The 23,044-nt window shown below is 61.0% G+C and carries 21 protein-coding genes; 16 read left to right on the forward strand and 5 right to left on the reverse strand.

Translation table 11 applies throughout. The annotated features are described in order from the left end of the window. Positions 1-150 precede the first annotated feature (150 nt). Together AC3WLP_RS23170 and AC3WLP_RS23175 are read right to left on the reverse strand one after the other, a co-directional pair. Positions 151-972, reverse strand: coding sequence for an aldo/keto reductase (locus AC3WLP_RS23170; RefSeq protein WP_012052390.1), 822 nt, complete (start codon positions 970-972; stop codon positions 151-153). After that, positions 960-1,865, reverse strand: coding sequence for a LysR family transcriptional regulator (locus tag AC3WLP_RS23175; protein WP_004374224.1), 906 nt, complete (start codon positions 1,863-1,865; stop codon positions 960-962). Before AC3WLP_RS23175 ends, AC3WLP_RS23170 begins: the two co-directional genes overlap by 13 nt. A gap of 140 nt (positions 1,866-2,005) precedes the next feature. Here AC3WLP_RS23175 and AC3WLP_RS23180 point away from each other — a divergent pair, with 140 nt between their 5' ends. From AC3WLP_RS23180 to AC3WLP_RS23220, 9 genes are all read left to right on the forward strand, one after another. Then, positions 2,006-2,704 (forward strand): CoA transferase subunit A, encoded by a 699-nt coding sequence (locus AC3WLP_RS23180; protein ID WP_004374230.1) that lies wholly within the window; start codon positions 2,006-2,008, stop codon positions 2,702-2,704. 35 nt (positions 2,705-2,739) lie between these two features. Next, entirely contained in the window at positions 2,740-3,396 is a 657-nt protein-coding gene (locus tag AC3WLP_RS23185) for a CoA transferase subunit B (RefSeq protein WP_004576290.1), read from the forward strand. A 154-nt stretch (positions 3,397-3,550) separates the two neighbouring features. Continuing rightward, on the forward strand, positions 3,551-4,969 hold the full coding sequence (locus tag AC3WLP_RS23190; RefSeq protein WP_004576289.1) for a short-chain fatty acid transporter: 1,419 nt from the start codon (positions 3,551-3,553) through the stop codon (positions 4,967-4,969). A 76-nt stretch (positions 4,970-5,045) separates the two neighbouring features. Then, positions 5,046-5,588, forward strand: a complete 543-nt coding sequence (locus AC3WLP_RS23195) for a helix-turn-helix domain-containing protein (RefSeq protein ID WP_004374236.1) — start codon at positions 5,046-5,048, stop codon at positions 5,586-5,588. Between the two features lie 249 nt (positions 5,589-5,837). Then, a complete protein-coding gene (eppA, locus tag AC3WLP_RS23200; protein ID WP_004374238.1) occupies positions 5,838-6,014 on the forward strand; it encodes an EPS-associated small membrane protein EppA in 177 nt (58 codons plus the stop codon). 261 nt (positions 6,015-6,275) lie between these two features. After that, on the forward strand, positions 6,276-6,833 hold the full coding sequence (locus tag AC3WLP_RS23205; RefSeq protein WP_004374240.1) for a polysaccharide biosynthesis/export family protein: 558 nt from the start codon (positions 6,276-6,278) through the stop codon (positions 6,831-6,833). Between the two features lie 24 nt (positions 6,834-6,857). After that, positions 6,858-7,973 (forward strand): hypothetical protein, encoded by a 1,116-nt coding sequence (locus AC3WLP_RS23210; protein WP_019751669.1) that lies wholly within the window; start codon positions 6,858-6,860, stop codon positions 7,971-7,973. A gap of 19 nt (positions 7,974-7,992) precedes the next feature. Continuing rightward, positions 7,993-9,555: a GumC family protein gene (locus AC3WLP_RS23215; protein ID WP_012052386.1), complete on the forward strand. Its 1,563-nt coding sequence runs from the start codon at positions 7,993-7,995 to the stop codon at positions 9,553-9,555. Between the two features lie 11 nt (positions 9,556-9,566). After that, on the forward strand, positions 9,567-10,373 hold the full coding sequence (locus tag AC3WLP_RS23220; protein WP_019751667.1) for a CpsD/CapB family tyrosine-protein kinase: 807 nt from the start codon (positions 9,567-9,569) through the stop codon (positions 10,371-10,373). Between the two features lie 63 nt (positions 10,374-10,436). Here AC3WLP_RS23220 and galE read toward each other — a convergent pair whose 3' ends face one another. From galE to AC3WLP_RS23235, 3 genes are all read right to left on the reverse strand, one after another. Further along, positions 10,437-11,402, reverse strand: a complete 966-nt coding sequence (gene galE, locus AC3WLP_RS23225) for a UDP-glucose 4-epimerase GalE (protein WP_004374245.1) — start codon at positions 11,400-11,402, stop codon at positions 10,437-10,439. Positions 11,403-11,507: 105 nt separating this feature from the next. Further along, entirely contained in the window at positions 11,508-14,108 is a 2,601-nt protein-coding gene (locus AC3WLP_RS23230) for a glycoside hydrolase 5 family protein (protein ID WP_088513221.1), read from the reverse strand. 5 nt (positions 14,109-14,113) lie between these two features. Then, positions 14,114-15,640: an O-antigen ligase family protein gene (locus AC3WLP_RS23235; protein WP_088513220.1), complete on the reverse strand. Its 1,527-nt coding sequence runs from the start codon at positions 15,638-15,640 to the stop codon at positions 14,114-14,116. Between the two features lie 95 nt (positions 15,641-15,735). Between AC3WLP_RS23235 and AC3WLP_RS23240 the strand changes: the two genes are divergently transcribed. The 7 genes from AC3WLP_RS23240 to AC3WLP_RS23270 all read left to right on the forward strand — a co-directional run bounded on the left by AC3WLP_RS23240 (position 15,736) and on the right by AC3WLP_RS23270 (position 23,015). Beyond that, positions 15,736-17,112: an oligosaccharide flippase family protein gene (locus AC3WLP_RS23240; protein WP_088513219.1), complete on the forward strand. Its 1,377-nt coding sequence runs from the start codon at positions 15,736-15,738 to the stop codon at positions 17,110-17,112. A gap of 236 nt (positions 17,113-17,348) precedes the next feature. Continuing rightward, positions 17,349-18,815 (forward strand): GMC oxidoreductase, encoded by a 1,467-nt coding sequence (locus tag AC3WLP_RS23245; protein WP_088513218.1) that lies wholly within the window; start codon positions 17,349-17,351, stop codon positions 18,813-18,815. A 103-nt stretch (positions 18,816-18,918) separates the two neighbouring features. Then, on the forward strand, positions 18,919-19,527 hold the full coding sequence (locus tag AC3WLP_RS23250) for an acyltransferase (RefSeq protein WP_014756650.1): 609 nt from the start codon (positions 18,919-18,921) through the stop codon (positions 19,525-19,527). A 1-nt stretch (position 19,528) separates the two neighbouring features. Continuing rightward, complete coding sequence (locus AC3WLP_RS23255) at positions 19,529-20,485, forward strand: glycosyltransferase family 2 protein (RefSeq protein ID WP_088513217.1); 957 nt, start codon at positions 19,529-19,531, stop codon at positions 20,483-20,485. A gap of 8 nt (positions 20,486-20,493) precedes the next feature. Continuing rightward, complete coding sequence (locus AC3WLP_RS23260; protein ID WP_014859598.1) at positions 20,494-21,018, forward strand: serine O-acetyltransferase; 525 nt, start codon at positions 20,494-20,496, stop codon at positions 21,016-21,018. A 5-nt stretch (positions 21,019-21,023) separates the two neighbouring features. Then, positions 21,024-22,001, forward strand: coding sequence for a glycosyltransferase family 2 protein (locus tag AC3WLP_RS23265; protein WP_088513216.1), 978 nt, complete (start codon positions 21,024-21,026; stop codon positions 21,999-22,001). 9 nt (positions 22,002-22,010) lie between these two features. Continuing rightward, positions 22,011-23,015: a VirK/YbjX family protein gene (locus AC3WLP_RS23270; protein ID WP_088513215.1), complete on the forward strand. Its 1,005-nt coding sequence runs from the start codon at positions 22,011-22,013 to the stop codon at positions 23,013-23,015. The last annotated feature ends 29 nt before the right edge of the window (positions 23,016-23,044 follow it).

The following is a 23,044-nucleotide window of genomic DNA, read 5'->3' on the forward strand; positions in this document are numbered from 1 at the left end:
CCAGGATCTCGGCATCATGCATAGATTGCTGGGGCCGCTTTGCGGCCCTATCGCGACACAAGGCCGCTCCCACAGGGATCGCGCCGCCTTTTAGAAATTGAGCAAGACAGTTGCTCCCAAAGGTCGCGTCCTGGTCCCGCTTGTGCTCGCCTACACCATCGCCAACCGCTGCTTGCGCGTCGGTGCAGGGAACGCCCGGTCGATCGCCCGCAGGTCTTCACCGGTCAAGGTCAGCGCTCCCGCCGCCGCATTGAGCCGCACGTGCTCGGGCGCCACCGCCTTGGGGATGGCGATCACGCCGTCATCGCGGGTCACCCAGGCCAGGCAGACCTGGGCCGGTGTGGCGCCATGGCGCTCGGCAATTTCCGCCAGTACCGGGTGCTGCAACAAGCGCCCGGCCTGAGCCAGCGGGCAGTAGGCCATGGTTGGCAAGCCACGTTTTTCGCACCACGGTAGCAAGTCGAATTCGATGCCGCGCTGGGCCGGGTTATACAACACCTGGTTGGTGGCACAATCAGGGTTGTGCAGTTCGCGCAGGTCGTCGACGTCAAAGTTGGACACGCCCCAACGCTTGATCTTGCCTTGCTCGCGCAAGCGCTCGAAGCCTTCGACGGTTTCCTCCAGCGGGTGCTGACCCCGCCAGTGCAGCAGGTACAAGTCGATGCAATCAGTGCCCAGCCGGGTGAGGCTGCGTTCGCAGGCAGCCGCCATGCCGCGCAGGCCGGCATTGTGCGGGTAGACCTTGCTGACCAGAAATACCCGGTCGCGGCGCCCGGCAATGGCTTGGCCAACGACCTCTTCTGCCCCCCCTTCGGCATACATCTCGGCGGTGTCGATCAGGTTCAGGCCCAGCTCGATGCCCTGTTGCAGCGCCGCGACTTCGGCAGCCTTGCGACCTGGGTCTTCGCCCATGTACCAGGTGCCTTGGCCGATGGCTGGAACGCTCGTGCCTGCCAGATTTACGTAACGCATGTCACCTCCGGGATCCGGGTATTGGAAAGAAGCACCTCAAGCAGTGCCTGCGCTGCGGTGGAAAGCTTGTGCTCGCTGAGGGCAATCACGCCGATGCGCCGCTCGACAGTGGGCTCGACCAAGGTTACGCAGCGGGCACCTAGCTCCTGCATCTGGTTGATGCACAGCGCCGGCACGGCACTGACCCCCAGGCCGCTGGCCACCATGCGGCCGATGGTCGTCAGCTGGTGGCTTTCGAACGCGACTGCCAGCTTGCCGTGGCGGGCCGCCACATTCTGCTCCATCAGCAGACGCACCGCCGAAGGGCGCTGCAGGGCCACGAAATCTTCGGCCATCAGCTGTGCCCAGCTGACCTGGGGCAGCAGCGCCAAGGGCGAGTCGGCGGCCACTACCGCAACGAAGCGGTCCATGTACAACGGGTGGAAGTCCAGCCCATCGATGTTATCCGGCTCGAAGCCGATGCCCAGTTCGACGCGGCGATGGCGTACCAGTTCCTGTACCTGTTCGTTGATCACGTCGTGCACCGTGACGTTGACCTTGGGGTAGCGCTGGCGAAACACCTTGAGCGCGTGGGGCAACAGGTTGCCGGCAAAAGCCGGCATGGCCGCCACTGACACACGGCCCAATTGCAGGGTAAAGCGCTGACGCAGCATCTCTTCGGTGTCGTCCCAGTCGGCCAGCAGGCGGCGTGCCAGTGGCAGCAGCACTTCGCCTTCGGCAGTCAGGCTGACGCTGCGCGTGGTGCGGCTGAGCAGGGCGCCGCCGAGGTTTTCTTCCAGTGCCTTGATGGTCAGGCTCAGTGCCGGTTGCGAAACGTGCAGGTGTTCACCGGCCTGGGCGAAGCTCTGGTACTTGGCCACGGCAACAAAGGCGCGCAATTGTTTGACGTTCATGTCGGGCCTATCGTTTGTTTTGTAAAAATTATCAATCGATGACGAAAACAAAATTAACAAATCAGTCGCTTGCGGTGAAGATGTCTGCACACGCTCACCGACAGCCTCGTCGGTTAAACAACTACAAAAGGCGGATCAGCATGGCCGGACTGGACAAGCGCGTTGCAACCTATGAACAGGCCCTCGAAGGCCTGACCGACAACATGACGGTACTGGCCGGTGGTTTCGGCCTGTGCGGCATCCCGGAAAACCTTATCAGCGAAATCAAGCGGCGTGGCGTCAAGGGCCTGACCGTGGTTTCCAACAACTGCGGCGTTGACGGTTTTGGTCTGGGCGTGCTGCTGGAAGACCGGCAGATTCGCAAGATGATCGCCTCCTACGTGGGCGAAAACGCCGAGTTCGAACGCCAGTTGCTCAGTGGCGAGCTGGAAGTGGAACTGACCCCACAGGGCACCCTCGCCGAAAAAATGCGCGCAGGTGGTGCCGGCATTCCGGCGTTCTACACCGCCACCGGCTATGGCACCCCGGTTGCCGACGGCAAGGAAGTCCGCGAGTTCAAGGGCCGCAAGTACATCCTGGAAGAGTCCATCACCGGTGACTTCGCCATCGTCAAGGGCTGGAAGGCCGACCACTACGGCAACGTGGTGTACCGCAACACTGCGCAAAACTTCAACCCGCTGGCGGCCACCGCCGGCAAGATCACCGTGGTCGAAGTGGAAGAAATCGTCGAACCCGGCGTGTTGCTGCCAAGCGAAATCCACACCCCGGGCATCTACGTGGACCGTGTCATCGTCGGCACCTTCGAAAAACGTATCGAAAAGCGCACCGTCAAGGCCTGAGCGCCATCCACCCGAACAATAAAGAGATCCTGACCATGGCACTGACCCGCGAACAGATGGCGCAACGCGTTGCCCGTGAACTGAAGGACGGTTACTACGTCAATCTGGGCATCGGCATCCCCACCTTGGTGGCCAACTATGTACCCGCCGACATGGATGTGATGCTGCAATCGGAAAACGGCCTGCTCGGCATGGGCGAATTCCCCACCGAAAGCACCCTCGATGCCGACATGATCAACGCCGGCAAGCAAACGGTCACCGCCCGCCGCGGTGCCTCGATTTTCGATTCGGCACAATCGTTCGCCATGATCCGTGGCGGCCACGTCGACCTGACCGTACTGGGGGCTTTCGAGGTGGACGTGCAGGGCAACATCGCCTCGTGGATGATTCCGGGCAAGCTGGTCAAGGGCATGGGCGGGGCCATGGACCTGGTGGCCGGCGCCGACAACATCATCGTTACCATGACCCACGCCTCCAAGGACGGCGAGTCCAAGTTGCTGCCACAGTGCAGCCTGCCGTTGACCGGTGCAGGCTGCATCCGCAAGGTGCTGACCGACCTGGCCTACCTGGAAATCGAAGACGGCGCTTTCATCCTGCGCGAGACCGCGCCAGGGGTCAGCGTCGAGGAAATCATCGAGAAAACCGCCGGCAAACTGATCGTGCCGGATGATGTGAAGGAAATGACCTTCTAAGGCATGACGTGATCTCACCCTGTAGGCGCGGGTTGACCCGCGAATGCGTCGGTACATTGACCGCCGCATTCGCGGGTCAACCCGTTCCCACAGGTTTTTTGCGTTGCCTGGCAATACCGCTTCATCCCATAAAACCAATAAAAGGAATTCAACCGTGGCCGCTGAAATTCAAGACAGCCGCTCCGCGCGCTTTGCCTTGCGCTGCTCCAACTGGGCTGAACGCTGGTTCCCCGACTCCTGGGTGTTCGCCGCGCTGGCGGTGCTGCTGGTGTGTATCGGCGCACTGGCCATGGGCGCCAAACCGACCGACACCGCCAAGGCGTTTGGCGACGGCTTCTGGAGCCTGATACCGTTCACCATGCAGATGGCCTTCGTGGTCATCGGCGGTTATGTGGTGGCCAGCTCGCCGCCCGCCGCGAGGCTGATCGATCGTTTGGCGCGCATCCCCGGCAATGGGCGCTCGGCAGTGTGCTGGGTAGCACTGATCTCGATGCTGGCCTCCTTGCTCAACTGGGGGCTGTCGCTGGTGTTTGGAGGTTTGCTGGTGCGCGCCCTGGCAAGGCGCACCGACCTGAAGATGGACTACCGCGCTGCGGGTGCGGCCGCTTACCTGGGCCTGGGTGCGGTGTGGGCGTTGGGCCTGTCATCCTCGGCGGCGCAGCTGCAGGCCAACCCGGCCAGCCTGCCACCTTCAATCCTGTCGATAACCGGGGTGATCCCGTTTACCGAAACCATCTTTCTCTGGCAGTCCGGCGTGATGTTGGCGGCACTGGTGGTGGTCTCGCTGGTGATCGCCTATGCCACCGCTCCGGGCCCGAACAGCGCACGTAGCGCAGAAGACTGCGGTGTCGACCCCAGCTTCACAGCGCCACCCGCGCCGCAACGCACGCGCCCGGGGGAGTGGCTGGAACACAGCCCGATCCTGATCCTGCTGTTGGTGGCCTTGGCTGCTGGCTGGCTGTATCAGGAGTTTGCGACAAAACCTGCGATTACCGCCATCTCGGGGCTCAACACCTACAACCTGTTGTTCATCATGCTCGGTGCTTTGCTGCACTGGCGCCCACGCAGCTTCCTTGACGCGGTGGCGCGTGCGGTACCGACCACCACCGGTGTGCTCATCCAGTTCCCGCTGTATGGTTCGATCGCCGCTATCCTCACCCAGGTGAAGGGCGTCGATGAACAGACGCTGGCCCACCATATTTCACTGTTCTTCACCCAGATTGCCACCCATGACACGTATGCCGTGCTGATGGGCGTGTATTCGGCGGTGCTGGGCTTCTTCATCCCTTCAGGTGGCGGCAAGTGGATCATCGAGGCCCCTTACGTGATGCTGGTGGCCAACGACCTGCAGTACCACCTGGGGTGGGCCGTGCAGATCTACAACGCGGCCGAAGCCTTGCCGAACCTGATCAACCCGTTCTACATGCTGCCGCTGCTGGGCGTGCTGGGGCTCAAGGCGCGCGACCTGATCGGTTTCTCGTTCGTGCAATTGCTGGTGCATGTGCCGTTGGTGCTGGTGTTGCTCTGGGCGCTGGGTACAACGCTGCAGTACGTGCCGCCCGTGATGCCTTGATTCGAGGCCCCTGGAGACTTGGCGCCAGCTTTCAGACGCGTATCATGGCTGCCTCAGCCTGGGAAACCCGCGTCACATGTCTATCCGATTGAAACTGCTGCGTAAGAAACTGGGGATGACCCTGGAAATGCTGGCCGAAAAGACTGGCATGACCAAAAGCTACCTGTCCAAGGTCGAGCGCGGCCTCAACACGCCCTCGATCGCTGCGGCGCTGAAACTGGCGAGGGCACTGAACGTCAATGTCGAAGAGCTGTTCGCCGAAGAACAGCCCGGGCAGAGCCGCTACAGCCTGGTGCGCCGTACCGAGCGCCAGGCCTTGGTAGGCGATGGGCAAGGGCCGGGGTACGCGGCCCTCACCAGTCAGGTTGGACAGCGCAGCCTGCTGCCGTTTCTGATTCAGCCGCCGTCCGAGTTCAGCGACCCCACGTTCAAGGAACACCAGGGCGAAGAGTTCCTGTTTGTTCACGCAGGCCAGGTGGAAGTGGATTTCATGAGTGAGCGGGTGCTGCTGGAGCAGGGCGACGCCCTGCATTTCAATGCCCAGACGCCGCACCGCCTGCGCTCGGTAGGTGCGACACCGGCGCAGTTACTGGTTGTGGTTCACCACGCAGACGAATGAAACCGCAGGGGGGCAATCATGCCCCCACGTGTTCTCAGCTGTGAAACGCCATGTTCATCGCATCATCCCTCCCTTGCATAATCTGCATGCCGTTTTTTTGACGAATGCGCCCATCGCTCATTGAATTTTATTATGGTGTCGGATCATTGACGTAGTGTCATTGTGCCCATAAGCTCAAGTCAACAACGAAACAACTCCCGCAGCACAGCGCCAATAACTAATTGATTTTCCTGTTTTTAGGAGGGGAGTATGCGCACGACTCTGATAATCAAATCGATGTTCTTGCTGGTGATGCTAAGTGGTGCTGCCCGCGCAGCGGATTCGTATATAAATCAGAACAGTATCATTCCTGTTTCAACTGCAGGCTGGTTCTTTGCCTTTGCTGTGGTCGGTTTTGTTGCCGTTGCCAACCGCAGAAAGATCTGAGCCGTATACCGGGTACCTAAAGTGACCCATTGCTGCGAGGCCACAAGCATGGCTTGTGAATTCTCCAACCGTTGCTATATTCCCAGTAGCCCGTAGGACCAACATTTACAAGGCGTTGCAGCCACGTCTGCAGCGTCAAGGCAAGGGCCTCCAGGAAGGACGAGGCCATCGCGGCAGCTGTGCGCCGTGAAGCGGAGCGAGAGTTGGTGTGTTGTTCTCATTCAGTGCTCTTTGTCGGGCCATTTGGCCGGAGGGACCCTCATGGTGCGTTCAATGTTTGCCGCTTTCTGCATGCTGACGGTGTGGTCTGGTGCCGGTAACGCCGACCAGAGCAGTGCTGCTTACCTGCTCAGCCCCGGCGATGTGGTGATGGTATCGGTGTGGCAGGAAGACAGCCTGCGTCAAGAAGCCACCGTACTTCCCGATGGCAGTATCACCTTCCCCTTGGCCGGGCGCATCAATGTTGCCGGGCTGGATGTGACGGCAGTGGAAAAGCAGGTCGCTGCCAAACTCGAAAAATTCCTCCCCGACCCTAACGTGAGCGTTGTCGTCAAAAGCATTGCCGGCAACATGGTCTATGTACAGGGCAAAGTGATCAAGCCCGGGCCTGTGCAAATGGCAGGCCCCACGGCCGTATTGCAGGCGCTGAGCATGTCGGGCGGCCTGGACAAGTTTGCGGATGAAAGCGAAATCAAGGTGGTCCGCGGCACCGGTGCTTCCCAAAAGATCCTGCCCGTGCGATATAAGGACCTGGTGTCTGGGCGGGACATGTCCACCAACATCCAACTTCAGGCTGGCGATACGCTGGTCGTTCCTTGATCTTGCCTTTAATAAGAACATTTAATGCCTCTTCTTAGAACAACTCGCATTGCAACGGCAATCCTGGTCTTGCCGTTCACGGACGCGGTACTGGCGGCAAATTGGCAGTCTACGGTGGTGGTACCGACATCCGTCGAATACGACAGCAACCCATTGCTGTTGACCTCGGGGGAAAAGGGCATAACGCGCACGATCATCGCGCCGGATTACACCCTGATCGGCACTTTCGACCGTGACGAATTGAGGTTGGGGCTTGGCATGCATGTGCTGCGCTCGTCCGATACGGATATCGTCGATGACCGTGAAGACCCTGACATCAGCCTGGGTTGGCAGCGCACCACCGAGCGTGGGCGGTTCGGCCTGGTGGGGCGCTACAACGAAAGCTCGACATTGTCGGGGACAGTACTGGATACCGGGGTGATTACCACCGACGGTACGCAGAAGCTTTACACCTTGACTGGCAACTGGAGCCAGGCGGTGACCGAGCGCAGTACCTTGAGCAACGAAACCACCTACAGCCGTGCCCGTTATGACATCAGCACGCTGACGGGCTACGACGAACTGGCGAACGTCTTTACCTGGACTTACGCCTGGAGTGAGCGAGCTGACCTGTATACCCGTTTTGGTGCCCGGCGCTATGAGCCAGAACAGGACCTTACCGCGACCGCTTCCAACAGCTACACCCCGGCAGTCGGCATCAAATACCAGCTTGCCGAAGGCTTGAGCGCCGATGCCCATGTTGGCGTCAACCAAGTGTCAGGTGATGACGGCGGCCGGCGCGGGGAGGGTGGTGTTGCGCTGCTTTACACCGGCCCGCGTGCCGACGCCAGCTTCACCGCCGAGCGCAGCACGGTAGCAAGCGCCGAAGGCGGCTTCGCCGAGCTGGACCAGGTGCGTGGTGTGTGGAGCTATGCGCTGACCGAGTTGTCCCGGGTCGGTGCCGACGCCGCGTGGCAAGACAGCAAAGGGCAGTCGCCCAACACGCTGCAGACTTACAGCGTATGGGCCAGCCGCCAGTTTTCGCCTTACTGGGACCTGCGCCTGTCGCTGATGTACAAGGAACGGCAGCAGGACCATGTACCGGATGCGACCGCTACGATCGTTGGTTTGACGTTGACGTACAGGTACCCCGACATCTGAACTGCAGGCAGGTGGCCCTATGAAGTCTGACTACGAGCTCTCCCTCAGAGATTACATCGCCATTATCAAGGACAGGGCCCTGGTGTTAGGGGTGAGTGCCGCAGTCATTCTCGCCGCGACCGTGGCCGTCGCGTTGATGGTGCCGCCGATCTACCAGTCGACCGGCACCATTCTGGTGGAGTCGCAGCAGATTTCGCCTGAACTGGTGTCGACCAACAACACCAGCTTTGCCGATGAGCGCATCGAGGTGATCCGCCAACGGGTGATGACCCGCGACAACCTGCTGCGCATCATCGGCAAGTACGACCTCTTCGCCGACAAGCGCTTCAGCGAAAGCGACAAGATCGACCAGATGCGCAACGCGATCGTGGTCGAAACCCTGACCACCTACGTGCGCGGTCGTGGTGAAGCGACCGTGGCGTTCAATGTGTCGTTCGAGCACAAACAGGCACAAGTAGCCAAGGAAGTCGCCGATGAACTGGTGACGCTGTTCCTCAATGAAAACCTCAAGCAGCGCACCGAACGGGCCAACGAAACCACCGAATTCCTCACCCAGGAAGCCAACAAGCTGGGTGCCGAGCTGGCCAGCCTGGAGAACCAGCTGGCCGATTTCAAGCAGGCCCATGCCAATGCCTTGCCCGAGCACCAGACCCTGCGCATGAACATGCTGTCGCGGGCGGAGCTGGAATTCCGTGAGGTCGACCGTGACTACAAGGCTGCCCAGGAAGAGCTGCGCTACCTGGAACTGGAGCTGTCTGCGGCCAATGCCGGCCTTGCCACCAAGGTTGTCGAGGGCGCCCGGCCAACCCGTGCCGACCTGCCCGAAGACCTGCCAAGCCTGAAAGCCGAATACGCGCAGCTGCTGACCCGCTACAAGGACGCCCACCCGGATGTCGTGGCGGTCAAGCGCAAGATCCAGGCGCTCGAAGCCAGTGGTGGTCGCACTGCGGCAGCGTCCACGGTCAGCCTCGACGCGGCCCGTGTCCGCGCCAAGATGAGTGCCGCGCAGGTGCGTATTGCCTCGCTGGCAGAGCAAAAGCGTGAGCTGACCCGGAAAATGGAAGGCTATGAAGCCGAGATCCTCGAGGCACCGCAAGTCGAGCGTGGCCTGGTGACCTTGATGCGTGACCACGACAACGCGCGCAAGAAATACGAAGAGATTCGTGCCAAGGAAATGGGTGCAAAGATTACCGAAAGCCTCGAGCAGGAAAACAAGGCTGAACGCTTTGTGCTGCTGGAGCCTCCTCTGTTGCCTGAGAAGCCGATCAAGCCTAACCGCAAGAAAATCGCTGCGCTGGGCCTGGTACTGGCACCGGCCGGTGGCGGTGCGCTGGTGATGCTGCTGGAAATGCTCAATCAGCGCGTGCGCGGCGTTGGCGCCCTGGAAAACCTGCTGGGCAAACGGGTGCTGGTGGCACTGCCCTATATCGATACCCGGGCCGACGTGGCCCGCCGCAAGCGCTGGCGCAATCGCCTGATCCTGGCGGCACTGGCGTTGGCAGCTATCATGATAGGGCTGGTGCACGTGTTCTACATGCCACTGGATGTGCTGTTGTACAAAGTCATGTCTCGGTTTGTATAGGGAAAGCAGTGATGGACAGGATCAAGCCGGCTGTTGGCAACAATATTCATCAGGTTACCCCGGGTACTCCCCAGGCACTGTCTCCCGCACCCGGTACGGCGCTGACCGAAGTGCCGGGTCAGTTCGATTACGTGAACACCAAGGTGGTGCCGCTGCGTGCAGACCACCTGGAGCGTAACCGCATCGTGGCGTACAACAAGAACTCCAACATGAACGGGCCGATCGACCTGTTGCGTACGCAGGTGCTCAGGGCCATGGACGAGAACGGCTGGCGTACCTTGGCCATCACCTCGCCAACGCCGGAAGCGGGCAAGACAATGCTGGCGATCAACCTGGCCATGAGTATTGCCCACCACACCACCAAGACTGCGTTGCTGGTGGACTTCGACCTGCGTCGGCCCAAGGTCGGCAGTTACCTGGGGCTGCCCATGGAGCAGGCACTGAACGAGTTTCTGACGGACAAGGCCGAGTTGCAGGACTGCCTGGTCAACCCCACCTTGCCGCGCTTCGTGGTGCTGCCAACGCGGGTACCCGTGCCCCTGTCGACCGAGATGCTGTCCTCGCCCAAGGTGAACAACCTGATTGGTGATTTGCGCAACCGCTACGAATCGCGCATCTGCATTTTCGATTTGCCACCGCTGCTCAGCTCGGACGATGCGATCACCGTGATGCCCAAGTTCGACTGCGTGTTGCTGGTGGTGGCCAACGGGATGAACAACAAGAAGGAAATCGAGGATTGCCTGCATCACCTGGCCACGGTGAACCTGATCGGGACAGTGTTGAACAAGGCTGACGAACAGCCGCGCACCTATTACTGAGCCTTTTGGCAATGCGCCTGTAGGCGCAGCCTTGTGCTGCGCCTACAGGAAGCCGAGGGCAACTCAGCGCTCCCAGGGATACTGTAACTCCCATTGCCACGCATGCCGCACAATCTGCTCCAATGAGGCGAAGGCCGGGCGCCAGCCCAGCACCTGCATGGCTTTGCTCGCATCCGCCACCAGCCGTGGTGGGTCGCCGGCGCGGCGCGGTGCGTCAAGGGCATTGATCTGTCGCCCGGTCACTGCCCGGGCCGTATCGATCACCTGCTGCACCGAAAAGCCCAGGCCATTGCCCAGGTTGAACGCGGCACGCTCGCCACCGTCCAGTAAATAATCCACTGCCAGTGCATGGGCCGCCGCCAGGTCTGCCACATGCACGTAGTCGCGTATGCAGGTGCCATCCGGTGTGTCGTAGTCGCGACCAAACACTGTCACCGCCTCACGCCGGCCAGATGCAGCCTGCAGGATCAAGGGGATCAGATGGGTTTCCGGTTCGTGACGCTCGCCTAGCTCGCCTTCCGGGTCAGCGCCCGCTGCATTGAAATAGCGCAGGCATACCGACTTCAAACCATAGGCCCGGTCGAAGTCCTCAAGAATCTGCTCGACCATCCATTTGCTCAACCCGTACGGGTTGATCGGTCCCTTGGTGTGCGCTTCATCGATCGGCACGTACTGCGGGTTGCCGTAAACGGCGGCACTCGAAGAAAACACCAGGTGCCTGATGCCGGCATTGACCATGGCCTGCAGCAGGGAAAGGGTGGCTGCGACGTTGTTCTGGTAGTACTTGCCGGGTGCACTGACCGACTCGCCCACTTGAATGAACGAGGCGAAGTGAAACACCGCATCGAAGCGGCACACGCCAAACAGCACATCCAGTGCGGCTTCGTCGGCGATGTCGAGCTTGGCCCACTGGATACCGGGGCCAGGTGAGACCAGGTCCGCCACCAGCACTTCATGGCCGGCGGCGAGCAGGTGCTTGACCATGTGCGAGCCAATGTAGCCTGCACCACCCACAACCAGATATTTCATCCCCACCTCCTGGAATCTGCTGTTTACAGACGCAGTGAACACTCCCTGACACGTGCAGGTGGGATGATCAGCTACAGGTGACCTGAGCGTAGATGGCCATATGCTCTATTTCAAGAATAGCCAATTGGACATGTAGGTTCCGTCCAAGATAATGGTGTATTGCCCCTCCTTGTAGGCCACCGGCAGCGGTTTCAGCTGCTCCCGTGCATCGCGGGCGAACAGTTTCAGGCCGGCGGGTGCCTTGATGTCCAGGCGGCCTTCAAGGGGCTCGACATTGAACGGCGTCTTGTCATCGGCCTTGGGCATGGCACGGGTGCCCAGAGACAGCAGAAGCTCGCGCGACTGGCCCAGTGGCTTGCCGTCCAGGCTCTGGACCACGACGCTGGCGTAAGGCGTTTTCGCTTGTATCTGAATGGCACCCAGGTTGACCGGGCGGCCGCCCAGCCAGCCGCTGGCGGCCTGGGTCAGTGGCGTGTCGATGGTGTAGATGCCTTGTTGCCAGTTGCGCCTGAGCTCGCCCGTATCGGTCACCGACTCGGTGGCATCGGCGGCCAGCAGCGATTGCCCCGGGTCATGCAGCACCTGCGCGCCTGCCGGGATGGGCGCGGGTTTTAGCCAGGGCAATTGCGGCGTGTGTGGCAGGGCGATCTGCAACTGGCCCTTTTCCATGGCCGTGCGCAACAGCGGTGAGTTACGCGGGGTGATTTCCTGGTTGTACAGGGTGTCAGGTGTCGGTGCGAACACGTAGCGAGTGGTGGCGGGTTTCACGTCCGCACGGCGATAGAGCAGGGCAGCGGCGGGCAGGGTGGCGATCATCGCCGGGTCGTTGTACGCGTGCCAGTTGTCCGCCGTGCGCCAACCTGGGTTGAATGCTTGTTGGCTGTAGGCGTATTGCAGCATGGCGTCCCAGCCTTGGTGGCTGGCAGTGCCGGCGATGTAAATGGGGAGCGAGTGACGGTCCGGCAGCGGGAAGGGCTCGGCGTTCCACTCGGTGACGGTCAGCGGTTTGCCGACGACCTGGGCGGCAGCAATCCAGTCGATCATGCCGTCGCTGGTCAGCGGGTTCTTCTCCAGTTGGCCTGCGTCGCCGTAGCTGTGGGCGTCGATGACATCACCAACGCTCAGTGCCGGCAGTGCGCTAAGCCCATTGCCGCCCCAGGTGCTGGTGGTCGCAATGGGGACTTTCACGCCCACGCTGCGCAAGTGGGCGATCATGTCGGCATTGAAGCGTTGTTCCAGCTCGTTGAGCAACAGCTTCGACGGCCCATGCTCCCAGGCACGCCAGGTCAGGTCGGCGGGCAGGTCAAACTGTTTGGCAAAGGCCTTGGCTGCGGTCATGTAGCGCTCGCTGTGGCGCGGTACATCCTTGTTCGGCATCAGGGCGTTGCCGTAATGCTGGGTCAGGTCATTCTCGTTGGTGATCAGCACGGCGGCGATGGCCGGGTCGTCCTTGTAGGCCAGGCCCGTGTATTCGTTCACATGGGTCAGGTACTGCTCGGCGAAGCGTTTCATCGCTTGCTGGATACTGTCGTTCACGTAGGCGTAACCCTTCAGGTCGACGCGACCATCCTGCTCGGGCAGCTCCTTGAAGTCTTCGATATTGTCGTTGGCGGTAAACGCACGCTGCACATGCATGTCCAGCCAGATGTAGATGCCTTCGTCCTTGAGTGACTTGATCCACAGGTCGAGCTTGCGCAGCGATTCGGCGCTGAGCTGCTGGGTATCGCGCACCAAGGTGCCGTCGCCAAAGACGTTGGGGCTGACCCAGGGCGAGTCGTGGTGATGCAGGCGCACCAGGTTGAAGCCCAGTGCCGAAAGGCGTTTGGCCTGTTGGCGTATTTCGTCGTCGGGGCTTTTGAACAGCGAGTAGGCCGACAGGTTGGTGCCCCAGAAGCGTATCGGGGTGTTGTCGGCAAACATCAACTGGTCGCCGACCGCCTTGACGAAGCCACGCTTGCCCGCGGGTCTTTCCGCTGCGTTGAGGAACGACAGGTCCACCGGCGAGGTGCGCCAGTCCAGTTGGTCATCAGGCCACTTGGCGGGGTCTGCCAGGCCGAAGCGCTCGGTGGGCGTCGGGCCGAGTTCGATGTCGCCGGTCACGTTGAGCACAGCCTTGAGCTGCTGGCGGCCGGCGCTGATCGGGTCCTTGTAGAGGAATGCGCGCAGCTCGGACGGGTTGCCGCGCTCGAAATAGACCTTGGCCAGTGGCGGGTCGAAGCGCATTTCGATGCGGCGACCCTGGTCGGCCTTGCCCCACGTCCAGCCGCGGTTGTCGGGCAGCAACTGCGGGGCCCCCATGTCGCCGGCGATTTGTGCCGGGTCGAACTGGAACACCAGGCCGCCACCCATGACACCGCTCTGGCGGCTGTGGGCATCGAGGTCGAAGGCCCAGCTCAGGGTTTGCGCCTGTTCCTTGCGGATGTCAGCCTGCAGGTCGAAGTCCAGCTCCTTGTTCTTACCCCGCAGCGTGTAGTGGTCAGGGCCATTGACCTTGAAGTCGGTATAGAAACCGGTCCAGCTCCAGTTGGCAGCCCAGAAATCGAATTTGGCCTTCATGACCGGGCCACCGCCGTGTGTCACGGTAGGCAAGCCATTTTGCTCATCGACACTGACCTGCCAGTCTGAAGCCCCGCTGGCCAGCGGCAGCAGGGCCAGGCCGGCAATGGCCGAAAGGCGCACGTAATGACGCAGGGACAGCCTATTCATGAGCATTACCTGGGTTGTAGGTCGGGTTCTGCCAGCTCAACGGCCGGGCTGTTGTGCAGGCGGCGAACCATCTGGATGTAGGCCACGCCCAGCCCTGCGATAGACCAGTACACCACCGGGATGAAGGTGATGCTGCTGACGGTGAAGATGATGACCAGAATGCCGATCAGCGTTGCCAGCAACACCCGGCCGAGCTGTCGTCGTTCGTCATCCTTGTCGGCAAAACTGAGCATGGCCCTGCGGATACCCAGCAGCAGCACGGCAAAGAACGCCACGAACAGGCCTAGCCCGACCAGGCCGGCCCGCAGCGCCAGGTTGATGTAGGTGTTGACGATATCGATGATGCCTTCGCCCTGGATCATCGCCTGCATTTCGGGTGTGTTACGGAAATCGAAGGAGCCGAACAATGGGTTGCGCTGGATGACGATCCAGGCGTTGTCCATCAGCCGCTCGCGGTAGGTGATGTTCTCTTTTTCGATGCTGCCGATGTACGGCAACAGGTCCAGCACCTTGTCGCCGCCAGGCACGACAGTCAGCAAGGGCAACGCCAGCATGCCAGCCGCACCCAGCAGCGCCAGGCGCTTGACGGCGCCTTTGCCCAGGGCAATGAACACCACCACGATGACCACGGCGCCGATCCACGGGCCACGCGACAATGGCGCGAACAGCCCGGCGGCCAGCAGCAGGGCGCCCATGGCCCTGTGCAGCGGGCGTTGCACATAGCCTTGCACGAACAGGAACAGGCCGATGGCCACGCTCATTACGTAACCCAGTACAATCGCCTGGCCGGTGGTGACGCTCGCCCGCAGCGCACCGCCGCGGCTCAGGTAACCGGACATGCTCCATGGCACGCCCATGGCGTCGACCAGCGCGCTGTACAGTAACCAGTGGCGCACATACTCGGCCACAGCGATCAGCGCCATGACGAAAGAGACGAGTACGAAGGCCAGCAGGGTGTCCTTGAAGTCGCTGATCTGACGCAGGCCACGGCTGGCCACGTAATACGGCAGGAGTACGTCGACATACAGGTACAGCGCCTGGCGCAGCGTGTCGGTAGGGGTGGTTTCGCGCAAATAGAGCACGCTCAGCAGCAGCAGGCCGGCCGCCAGCAACTTATCAGTCCAGGTGCGGCCAAAGCGCAGGGTGTCACCTTGGCGGCGCAGGTGCAGCGCGGCCGGCAGCAGCACGCACAGGCTCAGCAGGCGAATATGGTTCAGGTCAACGAGGTAATTGACCACGCCAAACCCGGGCACCTGTACCGACGCTGGCGGGATCAGGAACAGCAGCATGTAGAACAGCGCCATGGGGTTGTGCTCGCGGCGCCCGGCCAGCAACAGGACGACCGCGCCCACGCCCAGGTACAGCCAGAAGCTGTGCGAGAAAAAAGCCAGCAGGGTCAGCAGGAACCACAGATTACGCCGGCGCTTGTAGTCACTGAGCGGAATCAGGTCGGTGGCAGGCCGCCGGGCCATCAGGAAGACCACGCTCGCCAAAAACAGGATGACGATCAACGCACGAAAATGTTCAGGCATCGGCTATGTACACCTTTCCCTTGGTGGGCAACGGCTAGCATCGTGGCTAATTGAAACTATAGTGACTTTTAGCCAATCAGTCAGAGATTGAAGTCATGCCGTCGATTGATGTGTCAGCCGCCGCGAGCCTGCGCAAGCGGGCCCTGAGGGCCGGGTCATGGAACCTGGTCTCGCAGGTGGCTTCACAGGTGATGCGCCTGGGCGGCAATCTGATCATGGCCCGCTTGCTGCTGCCGGAAATGTTCGGCGTGATGGTCATTGCCACCACTGTTTCGATACTGCTGCATTTGCTTTCCGATGTGGGCCTGCGGCAGAACATCATCCAGAGCCACCGTGGTGACGATCCAGATTTTCTCAATACCGCCTGGACCGTGCAGATCATCCGCGGTTTCCTGCTGTTTGCCCTTACCCTGCTGCTGGCCCTGGGGGCTTGGTTGGCGCAACTGGCTGAGCTTTGGCCGGCAGACTCTACCTATGCCGCGCCCGTACTGCCGATGGTACTGGCGGTCACCGGCCTGTCGGCGGCCATCTGGGGTTTCCAGTCCACCAAGATAGATGTGGCGGTACGCACTTTCCAACAAAAGCGCGTGGTGTTGGTCGACCTTGCCTCGCAGGTGGCTGGCCTGGTGGTGATGCTGGTGCTGGGCTTGCTGACCCATTCGATCTGGGCGCTGGTGTTATCAGGCCTGGTTTCGGCGGTCGTCTGGACCGTGCTGGGGCATACCGCCCTGGAGGGGCCCAACAACCACCTGCGCTGGGACCGTTCGGCGCTGACCGAGCTGATTGTGTTTGGCCGCTGGATCCTGTTGTCGTCGATGGTCGGCGTGCTGGCGATGTACGGCGACCGCATATGGTTTGGCGCCAGCATGTCGGCGGCGCAACTGGGTGTGTATTCGATCGCCGTGCTGATCCTGGGTGCGGTGCAGACCGCGCTCATGAAAATTGTCGGCGCGGTGGCGCTGCCTGCTTTCAGCGAGGCGGCCAGGGCCGACGACAGGCCGCGCCTGAAAGCGCTGTATTTGCGCTTTCGGCTGCTGGTCGACCTGCTGGTGCTGTTCATCTGTGGCGGTTTCCTGACCGCCAGCCCGCTGCTGATCGGCTGGATGTATGACGATCGCTACCGCGAAGCCGGGCCGATGCTGGCGATTCTCTCGCTATCGTTCATCGTATTGCGCTATACCTTGGCTCATCAGGTGTGGATTGCCTTGGGCCTGACCAAGTACCAGGCCATGGACAACATTATCCGCCTGGTCTCGTTATGGGGGCTGTTGCCGCTGTTACTGGCGATTGGCGGGGTGGAGTGGGCTATCTGGGGGGTTGCCCTGCATGCTGTGCCAACGCTGGTGCTGGTTGTGTATGTGAACTGCAAACTGGATATCTTCAGCCTCAAACGTGAGCTGGTGGTACTGCCGATGTTGCTGGTCGGGGCGCTATGCGGGGCACTGTTGACGGCCTTTTTCAACTGGCTGTAGCGCAGTTTGCCGAGTGTAACTTTCATGGCTACAGGTCACGGGATCATGGGGAAGCTCACTTTTTGTACTGCGCAGTTGGGTCGTAGAGGTTTTCTCCAGAGTTGTGTCTTGCTTAGTGTGGGGGGCGCGGTATTTGGCGCCTCGGCGGCCGTTGCCAGCAAGACGGTCGAAAAGCCTGGGTTTGTGGTAATCAACGGTTGGGTATTGCCGTCCCGTTACTTCCGGAACGCGTCAGCATGATCAAGGACTTTCAGCAGCAGAAGGCGCTGCGCGACGACTATGATTTCTGCATCATCGGCGCCGGCCCGGCGGGTATAACCCTGGGCTTGCGCCTGGCAGCCGCCGGCTGGAGCGTCATGATCGCCGAAGGCGGGGGGCGCGAATATGCGCCGTATTCGCAAGACTTGTACGCGTGCTCATCCACCGGCCTGGAACTGTATGCCGAGGAAACCCGCCTGCGTTACCTGGGTGGCACCTCCAATCACTGGGCTGGCCGTTGCCGTCCATTCACCCCCTCGGATTTTGCCGTCGCCCCGCCAGGCGACTTGCCGGGTTGGCCAATTCCCTACTCGGAGATCGAAGGCTTCCTGCCGGCAGCAATGGAGATCGTCGATCTGGCGCCTGGCTCGGATTTTCGCGCGATGAATGCCGGCCTCAATGGTGGTGACTTCGAGGCGGACCGTTTTCTGCTCAGCACGCCGACACGCTTTGCGCAAAAGTACGCTTCAGCACTGGAGCAGACGCCAGGCCTGGACGTATTCATCCACTGTAATTGCGTTGACCTGGAGTTCGACAAGGCTTCCGGCCACCTGGCTGCGGTGGTGTTGTCCGACTATGAGCGCAATCGTCAACGCCTGGTGGCTGGCAATTTCATTCTGGCCACAGGTGCCATCGAGAATGCCCGGCAGTTGCTCAACAGCGAGACCTTGGTGGCCGCAGGCGTGGTGGGCAAGGAAGGGCTGGTCGGCGGGTGTTTCATGGAACACCTGAATATCGAAATGGGCACATTCATCCTTAAGTCCGGGCAGGACCCAGAGCCGCGCCAGTACTACACCACCGATGCTTTCGTCGACGAGTACAAGGCCGGTAAAGGCAATGTCACTGCTGTTTTGCTGGCCGATGTGCAGACCTATGGCCGCACTGCCGAGGTGAAGTATTTTCTCGAGAGCCTGGCCTGCGACATGGGGTTTGCCAACAAGGTCGCCTTCGTCGCCAAGTTCAGTTGCCCTGGTGACGGCGTGATCAGCACCATGATCGAGCAGTTCCCCAACCTGCACAGCCGTATTTCGCTGCTGGACGAGAAGGATGCGCTGGGCGTGGCCAAGGTCAATGTCAATTGGGTGCTGAGCGCCGAAGATCGGCACACCATCAAGTGCATTGGTAGCGAACTGGCCAAGCAGTTCGCCGACATGGATCTGGGGTTCGTCAAACTCAACGATTTCGTCTACGACACCTCGATTCCGCTGAAAATGGCGCCTCATGCCCATCACATGGGCACCACGCGTATGGCCGCCTCGTCACAGTTCGGTGTAGTCGATGCCAATTGCAAGGTGTTCGGTACCGAAAACCTGTATGTCGCCGGCAGCAGCATTTTTGCCAAGGGCGGCGCCTCCAACCCGACCATGCCGCTGTTGCAATTTGCCTTGCGGCTGGCCGACCACCTCGATAACAAGATGAAAGCGGCCAGCAGCGCCGCTGCTTGATGCAGGTTGTACACGGGTGAGTGCGATGCGGTCAGCACCTAGAAGAACGAGACCGGAACGCCTCAGGATACTCCAGATTGTTCAGATCGCGAGGCCAGGCAGTATGAAGGGATGGATACGCAAGGCAGTGGCGCACTACGCCCATGCAACCGGGCGAGGGGGCAAATTTTACAGGAGGTTCTGCAACCCTTCTGGTCTCGAATGGGGGGCCTATCTGGCCCGATGGGGCAACTTTCATTCGGTCGGCAGCAATTTCTACGTCAATACAGGCTGTAAGTTTCTCGACCCGTCGCTGGTCCGTATCGGTAACAGCGTGGGCTTGTCCGACTGTACGTTGATCGGTCATGACGGGGTGGTATTGCTGATCGAGCATCGCTTTGGCAAGCACCTGGATTCGGTCGGATTCATCGACATCAAGGACAATTGCTTCATCGGCCATGGTGCGATCGTGATGCCTCGCGTGACCATCGGGCCCGAATCCATCGTGGCCGCAGGGGCGGTCGTGACCAAGGACGTGCCGCCAGGCACCGTCTATGGTGGCAACCCTGCGGAGTTCATTTGTACCACCGAGCAGTTGATCAAACGGGTCGAGGCACGTTGCGAAGCCTACCCATGGATCGATCTGGTGAAGCAGCGCAACGGTGCCTACGACCCGGAAGTGGAACCGTTACTGATGGCGCAAAGACGCCAGTATTTCTTCGGGGACAGCTAAAATGGCTAGCAAACCAGTGGATGTCATGGTGGTCAACTTCAATACCGCTGGACTGCTGCAGCCGATGTTCGATGCACTGCGCCGGGCCGACAGCGATCGGCTGGCCAGTTACCTGGTGGTCGACAATGCCTCGCGCGATGACTCGGTGCAGCGCATGGCCCAGGTGTGCCCCGAGGCACTGCTGCTGAGCAACAAGCAGAACGTGGGGTTCGGCCGGGCCAACAACCAGTTGTTGGCGCACCTCAAGGGCAAGTACGCCTTGCTGCTCAATACCGATGCCTTCGTTGCCGCCGACTCGCTGCAAAAAACGCTCGACTACATGGATGCCCACCCGGAGTGCGGCGTACTGGGGGTGCGCCTGGAGGGTCGCGATGGCGACCTGCAACCAAGCTGTCGCTACTTCCCCACGCCGCTCAATGTGTTCGTTGGGCGTACCGGGTTGGGGCGGTTCTTCCCAGGGGTGAAGATGGTTGACGACATGAACTGGGACCACGCCTCGGTGCGCGAGTGTGACTGGTTGCCCGGCTGCTTCTACCTGGTACGCCGCGAAGTACTCGACAAGGTGGGTTTGTTCGACCCGCGCTATTTCCTTTATTACGAGGAGGTGGACCACTGCAAGCGGGTGAAGGAAGCGGGCTGGAAAGTGGTGTTCTACCCGCATACCACGGTGGTGCATATCGGTGGCGAAAGCTCCAAGTCGGTGGCGGAGCTGGAGGCTGCCAGCCGGCAGATCTCGTCCTATCAGATCGAAAGCGAGTTGCTGTACTTTCGCAAGCATCACGGGGTGGCGGGGCTTGCCCTGCACATGCTGCTGGTGACGCTGGGCGACTTGGTGCTGGCACTCAAGGCGCTGTTGAAACGACGCGGCTGGGGCGCCATACAGGCCTGCTGGCGTCATTGCCGGGCAACCTGGTCTTTGCTGTTCAAGACCCGGTACGCCAGCCAACCGACAAGGTAGGTGGAGCCATGTTCGAGAATATTCGCGCCGACCTGCGTGCCCATGGCGGGGACTGGGGCGCCCAGGGCTTCTGGGTATTGCTGGTGTACCGCTTTGGCCGCTGGCGCTATACGCTGCGCCCGGCACTGCTGCGCAAACTGTGCTCGCTCATCTACAAGGTGCTGTTCAAATTCGTCCAGATCATCACCGGTATCGAACTGCCGTGCGAGGTGGTGATCGGGCGCAACTTCGTCATCGATCATTTTGGTGGCATCGTTGTCAGCGGCTATGCCCGCTTCGGCGATGACTGCCGTATCCGCAACGGCGTGGTGGTGGGCCTGAAGAATGTCGACGAGCCGATTGCCCCGGTGTTCGGCAATAACGTCGACATCGGCACCGGGGCCAAGGTGCTGGGCAGTATTCGCATCGGCAACAACGTGATCATCGGCGCCAATGCCGTCGTGCTGGTAGATGTGCCTGACAATTCACTGGCAGTGGGGGTGCCGGCCATCATCAAGGCCCGGCAACCGGCCGCCGCGGCATCGGTCGAGTGAGGCCTATGGCAACGGTGATCGGGGTGGTGGTAATCGGCCGCAATGAAGGCCAGCGTCTCGAGCGCTGCCTTGTTTCGCTGGCGCACGGGGCGGACAAGGTCATCTACGTCGACTCGGGCTCCACCGATGGTTCGCTGCAGTTGGCCGCCAACCTTGGCGTGGCGGTGCTGGCGCTGGACATGAGTATCCCGTTCACCGCCGCACGCGCCCGCAATGAAGGTTTTGCCGCCTTGCAGCGCCTGTTGCCATCGATGCAACTGGTACAGTTCGTCGATGGCGACTGCGAGGTGAATGCCACCTGGCTGGCCACGGCGCAGGCTTTTCTTGAGCAGCACCCCGCCGTGGCAGTGGTGTGTGGTCGCCGGCGTGAGCGCTTCCCGCAGCGTTCGGTGTACAACTTGCTGTGCGACCTGGAGTGGGATACCCCGGTCGGTGAGGCCAAGGCCTGTGGCGGCGATGCGCTGATGCGGGCAGACGCCTTTGCTGCTGTGGGTGGCTTCCGGCCTGACCTGATCGCCGGAGAAGAGCCTGAACTGTGCGTGCGTTTGCGGGCCAACGGCTGGAAGGTCTGGCGACTGGCTGCCGAGATGACCCTGCACGATGCCGGCATGACCCGTTTCAGCCAGTGGTGGCGGCGTAGCCTGCGTGCTGGGCACGCCTATGCCGAGGGCGCCTACCTGCATGGCCAGCCACCCGAGCGGCATTGGCTGCGTGAGTCACGTCGGGCCTGGTTGTGGGGCCTGGGCATACCCTTGGTGATCGTGCTGGCCTGCCTGCTGCTGGGCGGCTGGGGCCTGCTCTTGCTATTGATCTACCCCCTGCAGGCCGTGCGCCTGGCCCGCCGCGGCGGCAAGTCGACGCGCGAGAACTGGCTGCAGGCTGTGTTTCTGGTGTTGGGCAAATTCCCGGAAATGCTCGGCCAGCTGAAGTTCCTGCGCCACCGCCTTGCGGCTGGCAAATCGGCTTTGATCGAGTACAAGTGAGAGAAACCCATGATGCTCGGCACCCTCGTGAAAAGCGTGTTTATCTTGCAACCGGGTTACTCGTTGCGGGCGATGCACAACAAGTACAAGTTGGCACGGCAGATCGCCAGGCAGTGGCCTGAGCTGAACGGGTTCATGCAGCGCATGACGGCGGCGCTGGGCCCGCATGGTTTGCAGCGCCTGGGTGTGGATTGTATCGGTGTCGTGCAATGGCCTTACATCAGCCGATGCTGGGAGGCGCCACAGCGTCTGGATGTGGTGGCTTCGCACTTTGAACAGGTGGCTGGGCAGTTCCCGGCGTTGCTGTTGCTGGGGCGCGACGAAAACCTGAAGTTGTGTGACCTGTCCAGCCACTCGCCGGGCTGTTGCCTGGTACTGGACCGGCCAATCTGGTTCAAGCGCGAAGGCGAGCTGGTGCTGAACCTGTTCCAGGCCGACCTGCGTGTGGCATCCCTGGCCTTCACCCTGGGCTGCAGCCAAGGTGAGACCAGCCTCTTCATCGGTGCGGTGCAGGGTATTCACAAAGGTATCGACAGCGAAACCTCACTGGCTATCTACCGTGACCTGACCAAGGACTTCGAAGGGTTGCGGCCACGCAGCCTGTTGCTCGAAGCGTTGAAATGCCTGGGCAGGACCCTGGGTGTGACACAGCTGTATGCCGTCAGTGACGCCTGCCGGCACCATCGCCATCCCTATTTTGGCAGCGACAAGGGCCAGGACCTGGCGGCCAACTACGACGTGATCTGGCAGGAACATGGCGCCACAGCGTCTGACCGTGAGGACTTTTTTACCCTGCCTCTAGCGCCGGCTCAACGGGCGGAAGCTGACATTCCGGCCAAGAAACGGGCGATGTACCGCCGCCGCCAGGCATTGCTTGACGATGTTTTCACCCGCTTGCAGGCAGCATTGCCAAGCAGCAACCACAACCTTGGACTACAAGGAAAACAGGGGGATGCATTTGCTGTGAGTGCATCGGCAGTAGACAGGCCGCCCGTAGTCGACAGCCTGAAGTGAAGGTTGCCAGGGAAGGTTGGTCATCAAGC

The organism is Pseudomonas sp. FW305-E2, assembly GCF_058782925.1.

What these genes read in the sequence shown, in the direction of transcription:
- AC3WLP_RS23270 (WP_088513215.1), top strand. Translation starts at nt 22,011, where the DNA reads ATGATGCTCGGCACCCTCGTGAAAAGCGTGTTTATCTTGCAACCGGGT.
- AC3WLP_RS23175 (WP_004374224.1), bottom strand. Translation starts at nt 1,865, where the DNA reads ATGAACGTCAAACAATTGCGCGCCTTTGTTGCCGTGGCCAAGTACCAG.
- AC3WLP_RS23215 (WP_012052386.1), top strand. Translation starts at nt 7,993, where the DNA reads ATGAAGTCTGACTACGAGCTCTCCCTCAGAGATTACATCGCCATTATC.
- AC3WLP_RS23245 (WP_088513218.1), top strand. Translation starts at nt 17,349, where the DNA reads ATGATCAAGGACTTTCAGCAGCAGAAGGCGCTGCGCGACGACTATGAT.
- AC3WLP_RS23255 (WP_088513217.1), top strand. Translation starts at nt 19,529, where the DNA reads ATGGCTAGCAAACCAGTGGATGTCATGGTGGTCAACTTCAATACCGCT.
- AC3WLP_RS23220 (WP_019751667.1), top strand. Translation starts at nt 9,567, where the DNA reads ATGGACAGGATCAAGCCGGCTGTTGGCAACAATATTCATCAGGTTACC.
- AC3WLP_RS23230 (WP_088513221.1), bottom strand. Translation starts at nt 14,108, where the DNA reads ATGAATAGGCTGTCCCTGCGTCATTACGTGCGCCTTTCGGCCATTGCC.
- AC3WLP_RS23260 (WP_014859598.1), top strand. Translation starts at nt 20,494, where the DNA reads ATGTTCGAGAATATTCGCGCCGACCTGCGTGCCCATGGCGGGGACTGG.
- eppA (WP_004374238.1), top strand. Translation starts at nt 5,838, where the DNA reads ATGCGCACGACTCTGATAATCAAATCGATGTTCTTGCTGGTGATGCTA.
- AC3WLP_RS23250 (WP_014756650.1), top strand. Translation starts at nt 18,919, where the DNA reads ATGAAGGGATGGATACGCAAGGCAGTGGCGCACTACGCCCATGCAACC.
- AC3WLP_RS23240 (WP_088513219.1), top strand. Translation starts at nt 15,736, where the DNA reads ATGCCGTCGATTGATGTGTCAGCCGCCGCGAGCCTGCGCAAGCGGGCC.
- AC3WLP_RS23210 (WP_019751669.1), top strand. Translation starts at nt 6,858, where the DNA reads ATGCCTCTTCTTAGAACAACTCGCATTGCAACGGCAATCCTGGTCTTG.
- AC3WLP_RS23235 (WP_088513220.1), bottom strand. Translation starts at nt 15,640, where the DNA reads ATGCCTGAACATTTTCGTGCGTTGATCGTCATCCTGTTTTTGGCGAGC.
- AC3WLP_RS23180 (WP_004374230.1), top strand. Translation starts at nt 2,006, where the DNA reads ATGGCCGGACTGGACAAGCGCGTTGCAACCTATGAACAGGCCCTCGAA.
- AC3WLP_RS23195 (WP_004374236.1), top strand. Translation starts at nt 5,046, where the DNA reads ATGTCTATCCGATTGAAACTGCTGCGTAAGAAACTGGGGATGACCCTG.
- AC3WLP_RS23170 (WP_012052390.1), bottom strand. Translation starts at nt 972, where the DNA reads ATGCGTTACGTAAATCTGGCAGGCACGAGCGTTCCAGCCATCGGCCAA.
- AC3WLP_RS23265 (WP_088513216.1), top strand. Translation starts at nt 21,024, where the DNA reads ATGGCAACGGTGATCGGGGTGGTGGTAATCGGCCGCAATGAAGGCCAG.
- AC3WLP_RS23205 (WP_004374240.1), top strand. Translation starts at nt 6,276, where the DNA reads ATGGTGCGTTCAATGTTTGCCGCTTTCTGCATGCTGACGGTGTGGTCT.
- galE (WP_004374245.1), bottom strand. Translation starts at nt 11,402, where the DNA reads ATGAAATATCTGGTTGTGGGTGGTGCAGGCTACATTGGCTCGCACATG.
- AC3WLP_RS23185 (WP_004576290.1), top strand. Translation starts at nt 2,740, where the DNA reads ATGGCACTGACCCGCGAACAGATGGCGCAACGCGTTGCCCGTGAACTG.